The organism is Candidatus Rokuibacteriota bacterium (assembly GCA_016209385.1).
In the GTDB taxonomy this organism is placed as follows: domain Bacteria; phylum Methylomirabilota; class Methylomirabilia; order Rokubacteriales; family CSP1-6; genus JACQWB01.
On the sequence record JACQWB010000216.1, the window covers coordinates 1 to 11,975 of the forward strand.

Here is an 11,975-nt window from a genome sequence, read left to right on the forward strand (position 1 = left end):
GACGACCAAACGACGGGTGGACCCAGTGGCGGTGGAGTCTTCCATGACCGAGAAGTGCTGGTGGGTTGCGCCATCCAAGGCTGAGATGCCCTGGGCGGCACGGGGACCCGTACCCGGAAAACTCACCCCGTCGTCCGCCGCTCCCGTCACAGGATGGGTCACCGCTCCTGTTAAAGGATCAATGCTTACCAACTTGGGAGTGCCGCCGATGATCGCGACGCCAAAGAGGGTGCCGGTTGGGCCAACTCCCCGGTCGAACTCAAGGGAGGCGAAGGGATGGGCGAGGGCCGCCGGGGGGTCCACTTCCAGGTCCCCGGTCTGCGTATTGATCACGACCAACCGACGGGTGGACGTGCTGGCGGTGGAGTCTTCCATGACGGAGAAGTACCGGTGGGTTGCGGCATCCAAGGCTGAGATGCCCTGGGCGGCACGGGGATGCGTACCCGGAAAACTCACCCCGTCGTTCGCCGCTGCTGTCACCGGATGGGTCACCGCCCCTGTCATAGGATCAATGCTTACCAACTTGGGAGTGCCGCCGATAATGGCGACGCCAAAGAGGCCACCAGAAGGTGCTGGTTGTGACTTCGCTTCGGGTACTCCAACAAGAGCAACTCCCAAGAAGCTGAGAAGCGCTAGCATCCTGGGCAGTGATTTCAGGCGCTGTCCGATCATCCCCGCAACCTCCCTCGGTCCAGGGTTCTACCCACTTCAGCGTCCACCGACACTAGGGGAGGAGCAGCTCGAACGCAGCCCGCAGGCTAAACGGCGGGGTGAACGGCCCGGGTGGTGTGCCCCCAACCAGGGTGATCAATTCAAGTACCGGCCTTACGTCAGAGGTTTGAGCAGGAGTACCAGGAGCGGGGGTAAAAGCAGGAGTGCACGGTTGCGCCGGACCAGGACCGAAGGTAAAAAAAGACCCCAGAGTAACGCCGGTTTGGATGGGCTGATTGGGATCCGGGATATAAACTGCTTGGCCTGGGGCGAATGTGAAGTTTGTCGTCTGGCCTGGGCCGAATACCTGGGCAAAAAACCCTGTTCCTATGAAGCCAAAAGGAGCAAAGGGACCAACGACAAAAAATGGCTGTCCAGTACAGTTGTCGGACATGAAGCCAATCTGACCACTGCCAAAGAACCTATCTTGCCCCACCTGTAGCGTGACCAGGACAGGGTCGGCCAAGCTCGGATGAGTGACTTGGAACACGGCCATGGCGGAGCCAGGGCCGGCGCTGATGTTGCTGCCGACCAATTTGCCGGTGTTGTCGACAACCGCTATGTCCTTTGGCAGCTGGAGAGTTTGCGCATACGCAGCCGATGGCGCGAGAGAGACCAGAAAAACAAAAACGGCCAGGAACAGCACCGTTGCTTTCAGGAAATACTTCATCTCCATCGCTCGCCCTCCTCTAATCTGCACCAAATGCAGAACCAAATGCAGACGCCCTCGCCGGCCATTTCATGGTGAACGAGGGCGAAAGGCCATCGCGCCGGATCAAGGGGTATCGCAGCCTCCCCGAGGTCCGAAACGGTTAAACAGTGCACAAGTAACAGAACGAGTACACGTAACAATCAAGTGTGTCAAGAGGAAAATTTGCAGAAAATTTGCGGCGTTCTGCTAGCGCGTGGCGAAGTCGCTTATCGGGTGCCGACGGCCCGGACAAACCTTCCCTTAGACTTTGGTTTTCAGGATCTATCGGGAAAGAGGCGAAGGCCGGGACGGATTGGCAGACGCGTCTTAGGAAATTCTGGCGGCGAGGGCGAGGAGGGTGCGCACGAGCTGATCGGGCGGCACCGTTCCGCCCCCGGCTTCGGTCTGGAGCAGGCAGCCCTCGGCCGCGTTGACGCAGACGGCCGAGAAGGCCGCGGGATCTAGGTCCTGCCTGAAGGCTCCGGCCGACACGCCTGCGGTCAGGACCTCCTCGACGCAGAGGCGGAGCTGCTCGCGGAGCCAGGCCAGCGCGAGCCGGTAGGGTTTCTCCTTGCGTCCGCGGAGCCAGCCTTCCAGGAGGAGCTGACGGAATGGCTCGTCACCCCCGCTGAAGGCGCCGAAGAGGATCTCGAGGGCACCCTCCAGCTTGACCGCGGGCGGGTTCGAGCCCCGGGCGATCCGGACCAGCTCTTTCACGAGGGGGAGCGCGCGCTCTTCGATCGTCCTGACCCGAACCGGGAGCCGGCGCCTCCCCGGTCTTCCTGACCGTCCTACTCCGGCTGACGTGGCAGCACCTCGACGCGCCTCGCGGCTCACCGCTTGACCCCCAGATATCTCAGCCACACGTCGGGCCGTGACGCCAGATCCTGGGGAGTGGCCTCGTGCCCCACGCGGCCGTCGGCCATCAGCGCCACGCGGTCAGCCACGTCAAGGGCGACGTCGATCCGCTGCTCGACCAGGAGGATGCCGACCTGGCGGGCCCTCAGCGCTCGGATGGTGTCCAGGAGCGTGCGGACGAGACTCGGCATGAGGCCTTCGCTCGGCTCATCCATGAGCAGAAACCTCGGGCCCGCGCACAAAGCTCGGGCCGTCGCCAGCAGTTGCTGCTCGCCGCCGCTCAGCGTGCCCGCGCGCTGGCGCAGGCGTTCCTTCAGCACCGGGAAGAGATCGAGCACCCAGCCGAGCGTCTCCTTGCCGTCCTCGGCCAGCAAGAGCCCCATCCTGAGGTTCTCCTCGACCGTGAAGAACGGGAACAGGCGTCGGCCCTGGGGCACATAGGCGATGCCCAGGCGGGGAATCTCGTCGGGCGGTCGCCCGGTCAGCTCGCGCCCGTCGAGCCTGATGCTGCCCGGCCTCGGCCTGACCAGGCCCATGATCGCTCTGAGCGTCGTCGTCTTGCCCGCGCCGTTCCTGCCCAGGAGGCAGAGGACGTGCCCGGGCGAGACACTGAGCGAGACGTCCTTCAACACGTGAACGTCGCCATAGTAGCAGTTGACGCGCTCGAGCGTCAGCATCACCCACGCAGATACGCGCGCTGGACGTCGGGATGGGCCTCGATCTCGGCCGGCGTCCCCTCGGCGATGATGCTCCCCCGGTCCATGACCGTGATCTTCCCCGCCAGGTCGAGGACGACCGCCATGTTGTGCTCGATGAGGAGGACGGTCACCGCCTTCGCCATCGCCCTGATGTGCTGGCAGACCAGCGTGATCTCGTCAGCCGCCAGGCCCTGGGTGGGCTCGTCCAGGATGAGCGCTTCGGGCTCGAGGGCGAGCGCCATCGCCAGCTCGAGGAGCCGCTGGTGCCCGTAAGCGAGGGAGCCGGCTTGGTGATCGCGGGCGGGCGCCAGGCCGACGTCGGCCAGAGCCGCCTCGACCCGCTCGGCCAGCACGGTCCGGCTGAGCGCGATCCTGTCGCGGAGGCTCCGCATCAGCCGGCGTTGGACCGCCAGCGCCACGTTGTCAGACACGGTGAGGTTCTTGAAGATGCTGGTGACCTGAAATGTGCAGACGATCCCGAGGCCGACCCGATCCCACGCCTGGAGCCCGGTGATGTCCCGCCCTTTGAACAGGACGGCTCCCGAGGTCGGGCGAATCCGGCCGCTGAGCATGCCGGCGAGGGTCGTTTTCCCGGCCCCGTTCGGCCCGATCAGCGCCCTGATCTCGCCGGCGTCGAGGCGGAAGTCCACCGGTCTCACGGCTTGGAGGCCGTCGAAGGTTTTGGAAAGCGCCCGCGTCTCGAGAAGCCCGATCACGGAAGCCACGGCCAGACCCGGGACCGGAGGTGACCCATCGCGCCGGCGGGAAACCAGACGACGAGGGCGACGAGCGCGGCGCCCACCACGAGCAGGTAGCTCGACGTGAGCTCGCTCGCGATGTCCACCACGTAGGTCATCGCAGCGGTACCGACGAGCGGGCCCAGGGTGGTTCCGGCCCCACCGAGGAGCGTCCACAGCAGGGGGTAGATCGAGTAGAGGATCGAGGCGAACGACGAGCCCACGTAGGCGAACACGAGCGTGTAGGTCGCCCCCGCGGCTCCGGAAATTCCGGCGGAGATCAGCAGCGCCAGGAGCTTGTAGTTGAAGGTGTTGTACCCGAGCAGCCGGGTTCGCCCCTCGTTCTCCCTGACCGCGACGAGGATCCGGCCGATGGGGGACCGTGTGAGCCAGACGGTGAGCACCAGGCAGAGGGCGAAGACGACGAACGCCGCGTTGTACTTGACGACCGGATCGGAAAAGGCGAAGTCCCGGCCTCCCAGCCTGAGGGGCGCGAGCTGCGCCGAGAGGACGAATCCCTGCTCGCCCATGGTGATCGTGTTGAAGTAGAGCGTGGCCAGGTAGAAGGCCTGGGCGAACATCATCGTCACGATCAGGAACGACACGCCCGCGGTGCGGAGCGCGATCCAGCCGACGGCGGCGGCGAGGAGGACGCTGGCCGCGATGCCGACCGCGAGCGCCGGGGCCGGCGGGAAGCCCCAGTAGTACACGCTCAGCCCGGTCCCGTACATCCCCGCGGCGAAGAACAGGGCGTGGCCCAGGCTCATGAGCCCGGTGTAGCCCAGGAGGACGTTGTAGCCGATCGCGTACGCGGCGAGCAGCATGATGCGCGCGAGCATCGTGTGGTGGAACGGCGGGAGGACGAACTGCAGGGCGAGCAGGAGGGCGAGCGCGCCGGCGTGGAGCGTGAGCACGGGCCGCGTGGTGGAGCTCACGCCTCGGCCTCTCCGAAGAGGCCGCCCCTGCGGAGCGCCAGCACCAGGGCGACCAGGAGGGTGGCCACGATCTTGGCGAGCGTAGGGGAGAAGAAGACCGAGACGATTCCGTCGCTCACCCCGATCAGGAAGGCGGCGAGGACGGTGCCCTTGAAGCTGCCGAGTCCCCCGAGGATGACGGCGACGAAGGACATCAGGAGCGCGTCCAGCCCCATCAGGTAATGGGCCTGCTGGACCGGAACGATCAACGCCCCGGCCACCGCGGCCAGCGCCCCGCCCAGCGCGAAGGCGACCGTGTAGATCCGCGACACGGGGACGCCGAAGGCCTGCGCCATGTCGCGATCCTGCTGCGTGGCGCGCATGTAGAGGCCCAGCGTGGTCCTGGAGACCAGGAGCCACGTGCCCCACAGGAGCAGCCCGGCTCCGGCGGCGATCACGAGCTTGTACCCCGAGTAGCCGAACTCGGGAAACTCCACGCGGAAGTCGAAGGGCGGCACCACGGGGCGGGCGTACGGGCCGTAGAGCGTCAGGACGGCCTGCTGAATGATGTACAGGAGCCCGATGGTCGCGACGATCGTACTCTCCGGCCGGTACTCGACCCGGCAGAGCACGAGCCGATCCGCCAGGACGGCGATGCCGGCAGCGGCGAGCGGGGCTGCCACCAGGGCGACGACGAAGTGGCCGGTCACGGTTGACGCGTACCAGGCGACGACCGCCCCAACCATGAAGAACTCGCCGTGGGCCACATTCACGATGCGCATCACGCCGAAGACCAGGGAGAGGCCGAGCGCCGTGAGCGCGAGGACCATGCCGGCGACCGTCCCTTCGAGGAGCGCGAGAAAGAGATGACCGCCGACGCTCACGGATGGGTGGCAGAGGCAGCGGTGAGGGAACCGCGGGGGACGGGCGTGCGCGCGGCGCCGGTCCGGTCCTCAGAGCGGCTGCCGCGTGTAGTCCGCCTCAGGCTGATAGAGGGAGTCCTCGATCCGGGTCCGGTGGACCACCTTGAGCCGGCGGTTCTCCACCTTCGAGATGAACTGCTGGCCGAAGCTCTGATGGATCTGGCCGACGAACTTCTTCGGCCCCTGCGGGTGCTGGATGCCCTCGTTGAACCACTGGAAGCTTTCCAGCGTCTCGATGAGCGCCCGGTAATCGCGCGGCGTCGGGTCCCGGTAGCCGCTCTGCTCGACCGCCTGCTTGATCACGAACAGGGTCTCCCAGCACCCGAACATGTGGGAGTAGGTCGCGACGTCACCCGGGTCTTGGACGCTCGCTCCGGCGTCGTTGACGCCGACCCGCTCCCGGTAGAACCGCTCGTAGGGCGTGGGGTAGCCGCCGGCGTACCGCGGGAAGGCCTCCCAGAAGTACGTCCCGTCCAGGAACTCGAGCCCCGGGCTCGCGAAGTCCACCCCTTCCAGGGAGTCGATGAACCCGAACAGGTTGGGCTTCCGGGCGCCGAAGTGCTCGCCCAGCTGCTTGACGAACGTGAGCACGCCGGGGCCCACCATCACGTGGTAGAGCACCTCCGTGTCCGCGGGAACGCGCGCGAAGTACTTGGTGAACGAGGTCTCGGCCGGCGGGATCGGGAGCAGGGCCCGGATCGTGCCGCGGAGCCTCGCGACGGCCCGGCCCAAGAAGTCGCGGTGGTCGTAGCCGAAGGCGTAGTCCGGGAAGATCATCGTGACCTTCTTGCCGAGCGTGTTGACGATCCAGGGCGCGACGGCGGTGACCTGGGAGCGGACGTCGGTGATCCCGGGCTGGAAGCAGTAGCGGTTCAGCTTGCCCGACGGCACGTGGTAGCCCTCGCTGACCGCGAAGTAGGGAATCTTCAGCTCGCCGGCCCGCGGGGCCGAGGCGATGACCACGTGCGAGAAGAGCGTCCCGAAGATGAAGTCCACCTTGTGATGGACGGCGAGCTTCTCGACGACCTCGACACCGCGCTTGGGGTCCGTCCCATCGTCCTCGGCCACGAGCTGAACGGGCCGCCCGGCGATGCCTCCCATCTCGTTGATCAGGTTCGCCGCCGCGGTCGCTGTCCGCTCGTACCATCTGCCGTAGACGGCGCCGATCCCGGTGCGGTGGACCTGGAAGCCGACCCTCAACGCCTTTCGCGCCCCGGCGGTGGCCGGTTGCGCCGCCGCCCGCGGCGTTGACGCGAGGGGCACCGCACCGGCCACGCGGCCGGCGACCCCCGCGCCGACGAGCGCGGCCGCCGCTTTTATGGCCTCCCGCCTGGAGATCTGTTGTTCCACGGTGGACCTCCCTCCTGGCCCTCACTCGGGCGGCGCAGGCGCCCGCCCGCTGGAGTAAAACTACTCGCAAAGACACTCATGCGTCAATGTGAGCCCTGCGAGCGCAGCGAGGAGTGCGGCCGGGCTCAGGGCTCGGGTGCGGTGGTGGGCGCTACTCGGAGGCGGCGTGGGCTCCCGCGATCCGTCCGAACACGGCGCCCGAGACGAGCCCTGATCCGCCGGGGTAGTTGGTGTGAAACAGCCCGCCGACCATCTCACCGCACGCGTAGAGCCCGGGGATCGGCACCCAGCTCGTGTTCAGCACCTGGGCGCGCGCGTTGACCCGCACGCCGCCGAACGTGAAGGTGATCCCGCCGGTGACGGGGTAGGCCCTGAACGGCGGCGCGTCGAGGCGCTGAGCCCAGTTCGACTTGGGGAGCTCGAGCCCCTTGGTTCTCAGGCCGTCGCGCCTGGTCGGATCGAAGCCACCCGCCTCGACCGCCGCGTTGTAGGCGTCGAGCGTCTCCAGGCACGCTGCGCGCTCGACGGGGAGCTGGTCCACCAGCCCGCGGAGCGTGGCCGCGACGACGGGCGTGGCCGTCCTGTAGCGCGGTTCGAGGAGGTCGCTGACCTTGGCGTCGAAGACCTGGAAGGCGACGCCGCCCGGCTGGGTGAGGATGATCGCGCCGAGCCGCGCGTAGGTGTAGAGCTGGAAGTCCTCCCCCTCGTCGACGAAGCGCTGGCCGCGGACGTTGACCAGGACGCCGAACGGGTAGGAGAGGCGGTTCGTCTTGTCCGTCAGGGCGCGATCGCCGTAGGGCGGGGCGCCGGCGTCGATGGGCGTCGAGTGGCAGCCCGTCCACTGGCCGTGCGGGAGGGCTCCGATGTCGAGCGCCATGCGGAGCCCGTCGCCGGTGTTGTAGCGGGTGCCCCGGACCTTGGCGTGGTCCCACGGGCGGCCGAGGTAGCGGGCGCGCCACTCCGGGTTGGCCTCGAAGCCGCCGCAGGCGAGCACCACCGCCCTGGCCGTGAGCTCCCTGAGCCCCTCGGGATCGCGGACGACCACGCCGCTGACGCGGCCGCGCGAGTCCTGGACGAGCCGCACGGCGCTGGCGGCGTAGCGGATCTCCACGCCGCGCTCCAGGACGAGCGTGAACCAGATCTCCGAGAGGCCCACGCCCTCGTGCTTCGCGCGGATCACGGCACCCGGCGACCACCTGAGCGTCGTGCCGACCCGCACGGCGCTCAGCGAGACGGCGGGCTCCATGCGGATCCCCTGGCTTGCCATCCAGCGCACCGTGTCGTAGGAGCGGCCGACGAGGATCTCGGCCAGCTCGGGATCCGTTCGGCCCTCGGTGACGCGCTGAAGATCGTCCCGGAAGCGCTTCGGTGGGTAGGGCTCGACGCCGGCGAGAAAGCCCGGAAGCTCGCGCTCCGCGTCGGGCACGAGCGGGAGGAGGTCCTCGGCGCGCTCGTAGGCGAACCGGAGGAGCCCGCCGCTGTAATAGGTGTTGCCGCCCCGGAGGTCTTCCGGCGCCTTCTCGAGCATGACCACACGGCCGGCGCCGTGTTCACATGCCGACAGCGCGGCCGCCATGGCGGCATTGCCCGCGCCGACCACGATCACGTCGTAATCCGGCATCGGATCAGAGGGGCGGGCGGCGGAGGGACCAGCCCGTCGCTTGTTCGTAAGCGTGGCCGACCCCGAGAAGTGTCGCCTCATCGAAGCGGCGGCCGAAGAACTGGAGGCCGATCGGCAGCCCGGAGCGCGTGAAGCCGCACGGCACGGCGAGGGCCGGGATGGCGGCGAGGCTGGCCGGGGCCACGTAGGAGCGGCGCGTGAAGAAGCGCCCGGCCACCTGAGCGCGGGAGGTGATCGGGGCCGCGACCGCGGCGATCGGGGGCGCGGCCTGGTGGGCGGTGGGGCAGACCAGGAGGTCAAAGCGTGTCAACGCCTCGAGGAGCTGGCGGCGGATCAGCGCGCGGGCGCGCGCCGCCTGGTGATACGCCGTGGCCGGGATCAGGCTCGCGGTCAGCAGTCGGCGGCGGGTGCCCTGATCGTAGTCGCGCGGCCGGCTCCGGAGCCAGGCCTGATGGAGGCCCGCGCCGTCGGAGTCGGCGAGCGCCATGAACACCGCGCCCGCCAGCGGGAGGAGCGGGAGCGAGGCCTCTTCCACAACGGCACCGAGCCCTTCGAGAGCTCGCGCCGCTTCGGTGACCGCGGCAGAGACCTCAGGGTCCGTGTCGGCGCCCGACGTCAGCTCCCGGATGAGGCCAATCCTGAGCCCGCGCGCCTCGTGCCTCAGCGCGGCGCGGTAGTCGGGGACGCGGCGCCGGCTGGTCAACGGGTCCTTCGGGTCGTGGCCGGCGATCAGCTGGAGGAGGAGCGCGGCGTCGGCCACGCTCCGGGTGATGGGGCCCGCGGCGTCCATGGACCAGGCGAGCGGGAAGATCCCGTGGCGCGACACGCGTCCCCAGGTCGGGCGAAGCCCGACGACACCGCACCACGCCGCGGGCGTCCGCACCGACCCGCCCGTGTCCTCGCCGAGCGAGGCGGCGCAGAGCCCCGCTGCCGTCGCGATCCCCGAGCCCGATGACGACCCGCCGGGGTCGTGGTCGGGGTTCCACGGGTTTCGCGGCTGGCCGAAGGGAAAGCGCACGGTGCCGCCCAGCGCGAACTCGGTCAGGTTGAGCTTACCGAGGAGAATGCCTCCCGCGCCCTCGAGACGCGCGACCGCGGTGGCGCTCTCCCGGGGCACGCGATCGGCGAGGATGAGCGAGCCGACGGTGGTCCGCAGGCCGGCCGTGTCGAACTGGTCCTTGACCGCGAACGGGACGCCGTGGAGCGGGCCGAGGGTCTCGCCGCGCACCAGCGCGGCCTCGGCCTGGCGCGCCGAGTCGAGGGCCGCGTCACCGCAGACGGTGATGTAGGCGCGCAGCCGCCCGTCCAGCGCGTCGATCCGCTCGAGGTAGAGCTGGACCAGCTCGACCGGCGACACCTGCTTGTCCCGGATCAGGGCGGCGAGCTTCGCGGCGCCGAGGAAGACGAGGTCGGGGGTCACGCTAGCTGCCTGTCGGAGTAATGCCGTTCGAGCGCGCACCCGCTTCGCGGGTACCCGGCCCGCGCAACCGATTCCCGGGGGAGGCCTCGGAGGGGGCCGTCGAGGCCCCCTCCGATCGTGCTAGCTCCAGCGGCTCGGCGATGATGGGGGTCGGCTCGACCTCGTTCAGGGGAAGCTCGCCGAGGGGCGCGAGGGCGTCGAGGAGCGCGTTCAGCCGGTGCGTGACCTCGGCGAGATCGTCGGGAGCCATCGGCAGCCCGCAGGCCGCCGCCATGGCCGCGACCTGCTCGGGGGTAAGGTCGGCCACGGGTCGGCTCACCGCTAGGCCGTCCCGATAAGCCGCGCGCCTTGCCTGAGCCACACCGCCGAGTTCATGATGTTCCACTCCGAGCGCGAGCTTTGCCCGCGCATCTGATTCCTGGGGGAGGCCTCGGAGGGGGCCGTCGAGGCCCCCTCCGATTGTCCCTAGCACGACGGGGAGCGCAGCATTTCAGGCGAAATCCTGCGCGGGACGAGCGTGCCGTCGCCCGCGCTTCCGAGGAGGCGTCCGTTCTCGACGACCACCTTGCCGCGGAGGATCGTCGTCACCGGCCAGCCGCGCACCGGCCACCCCTCCCAGGGGCTGTAGTCGCTGACGTGGAAGTCGTCGCGCGTCAGTGTCTTGGCGACCGCCGGGTCGATCAGGACCAGATCGGCGTCGCTGCCCGGCGCGATCACGCCCTTCTTCGGGTAGAGCCCGAGGATCCGCGCCGCGTTGGTGGAGGTGACCTCGGCGAAGCGCTGGAGCGACATTCCGCGCTTCACGACGCCTTCGGAGAAGACGATCCCCATCCGCGCCTCGGCGCCGAGGTTCCCGCCGGTCACGTTCTCCAGTTCCTTGCCGCGGAGCTTCAGCTCGAGCGAGGTCGGGAACTCGTCGGTTGCCGTCGTCGACACGCCGCCGCCGACGAGCCCGTCCCAGAGCGCGGCCTGGTCCTCGGGGTATTTGAGCGAGGGGTACGTGTGGTAGCAGAAGCCGCGCGGCGTCCGGTAGTCGTCGGCGGTGAAGCAGGCGTAGTGGTGCAGGGTCTCGGCGTAGATCGGGAGCCCTTCCGCCCGCGCCGCGGCGACCGCCTCCACGCCCTCCCGGGCCGAGGTGTGGACGAAGTAGACGGCGGCGCCGGTGTGGGCCGCGAGCTGGATCGTCCGCCGGAAGGCCAGCAGCTCGGAGAGCTTGTTGTGGACCTCCGGGAGGAGCCAGCCTTCGGTCCGCTTCTCCTCCCGGAACTTCTCGTACATGAACTGGACGATGTCCTGGTCCTCGGCGTGGACGGCCATGATGCCGCCGTGGGCCGCGACCTGCTGCATCGCGAGCTGGATCCGCCCGAAGTCGAGCCGGTACGGGTGGCGCTTCGGGTGGGGCGGGAGGACCTCGACCGTGAAGACCTTGAAGCTCGGGAAGCCCGCCGCGATCGCCTCGGGGATCTGCTCGAAGAGGGTGATGGGGAGCTGGCCCTGGAGCGCCACGTGGAAGGAGTAGTCCGTATACGAGTTGCCCTTCCAGCGGGCAGCCCGCGACTCGATGGCCCGGGGGATATCCGTGCCCGGGCGGACGAAGCAGAAGTCGATGTGGGTCGTCGTCCCGCCGAAGACCATGCCCCGCGTGTCGTCTTCGGGCCCGAGCGTGTAGAGGTTGTCCTCCGGGTGCATCGAGATGAAGTGCGCCAGGTGCGTGTGGGGCTCGATGCCGCCGGGGACGACGATCTTGCCGCTCGCGTCGATCACGCGGCGGGCCTCGAGCCGCGGGTCGGGCAGGCCGATCCCGACGATGCGCTCGCCCTGGATCGCGACGTCCCAGTTGCCCACCCCCTGGGGCGTCACCGCTTCGCCTCCACGGATCAGCAGGTCCAGCATGGCTCCTCCGTTTTATCGGAGGGGGCCTCGACGGCCCCCTCCGAGACCTCCCCCACAGGGTGCGCGGGCGAAGCCCGCGCTCGAAGAGGCGGGCGCGAGCAGCGCGGTCAGCTCGCCCGCATCCTTCAGGCTGTCGAGGCGCTTCACAGTCTCCACGAC

The 11,975-nt window shown here is 68.8% G+C and carries 12 protein-coding genes; all 12 read right to left on the bottom strand.

What is annotated here, in order from left to right; genetic code table 11:
* A partial coding sequence (locus HY726_16090; protein MBI4610519.1) for a hypothetical protein occupies nt 1-672 on the bottom strand: 672 nt, incomplete at its 3' end.
* Between the two features lie 52 nt (nt 673-724).
* Nucleotides 725-1,387 carry a hypothetical protein gene (locus tag HY726_16095; protein MBI4610520.1) on the bottom strand — a complete coding sequence of 221 codons (663 nt, stop codon included), beginning with the start codon at nt 1,385-1,387 and terminating at the stop codon, nt 725-727.
* 342 nt (nt 1,388-1,729) lie between these two features.
* Nucleotides 1,730-2,119 (bottom strand): hypothetical protein, encoded by a 390-nt coding sequence (locus tag HY726_16100; GenBank protein MBI4610521.1) that lies wholly within the window; start codon nt 2,117-2,119, stop codon nt 1,730-1,732.
* A 116-nt stretch (nt 2,120-2,235) separates the two neighbouring features.
* Nucleotides 2,236-2,937, bottom strand: coding sequence for an ABC transporter ATP-binding protein (locus HY726_16105; protein ID MBI4610522.1), 702 nt, complete (start codon nt 2,935-2,937; stop codon nt 2,236-2,238).
* Nucleotides 2,937-3,671 carry an ABC transporter ATP-binding protein gene (locus tag HY726_16110; protein MBI4610523.1) on the bottom strand — a complete coding sequence of 245 codons (735 nt, stop codon included), beginning with the start codon at nt 3,669-3,671 and terminating at the stop codon, nt 2,937-2,939. The genes HY726_16105 and HY726_16110 overlap by 1 nt, the downstream gene beginning before the upstream one ends.
* Nucleotides 3,671-4,534: a branched-chain amino acid ABC transporter permease gene (locus HY726_16115; protein MBI4610524.1), complete on the bottom strand. Its 864-nt coding sequence runs from the start codon at nt 4,532-4,534 to the stop codon at nt 3,671-3,673. The genes HY726_16110 and HY726_16115 overlap by 1 nt, the downstream gene beginning before the upstream one ends.
* Nucleotides 4,535-4,626: 92 nt before the next feature.
* Entirely contained in the window at nt 4,627-5,493 is an 867-nt protein-coding gene (locus HY726_16120; protein ID MBI4610525.1) for a branched-chain amino acid ABC transporter permease, read from the bottom strand.
* A 69-nt stretch (nt 5,494-5,562) separates the two neighbouring features.
* Nucleotides 5,563-6,870: an ABC transporter substrate-binding protein gene (locus tag HY726_16125; GenBank protein MBI4610526.1), complete on the bottom strand. Its 1,308-nt coding sequence runs from the start codon at nt 6,868-6,870 to the stop codon at nt 5,563-5,565.
* 163 nt (nt 6,871-7,033) lie between these two features.
* Nucleotides 7,034-8,503 (bottom strand): FAD-dependent tricarballylate dehydrogenase TcuA, encoded by a 1,470-nt coding sequence (gene tcuA, locus HY726_16130; protein ID MBI4610527.1) that lies wholly within the window; start codon nt 8,501-8,503, stop codon nt 7,034-7,036.
* Nucleotides 8,504-8,507: 4 nt separating this feature from the next.
* Nucleotides 8,508-9,923, bottom strand: coding sequence for an amidase (locus tag HY726_16135; GenBank protein MBI4610528.1), 1,416 nt, complete (start codon nt 9,921-9,923; stop codon nt 8,508-8,510).
* Nucleotide 9,924: 1 nt separating this feature from the next.
* Nucleotides 9,925-10,242 carry a hypothetical protein gene (locus tag HY726_16140; protein MBI4610529.1) on the bottom strand — a complete coding sequence of 106 codons (318 nt, stop codon included), beginning with the start codon at nt 10,240-10,242 and terminating at the stop codon, nt 9,925-9,927.
* A gap of 146 nt (nt 10,243-10,388) precedes the next feature.
* Nucleotides 10,389-11,816, bottom strand: a complete 1,428-nt coding sequence (locus HY726_16145; protein MBI4610530.1) for an amidohydrolase family protein — start codon at nt 11,814-11,816, stop codon at nt 10,389-10,391.
* Between the last annotated feature and the right edge of the window lie 159 nt (nt 11,817-11,975).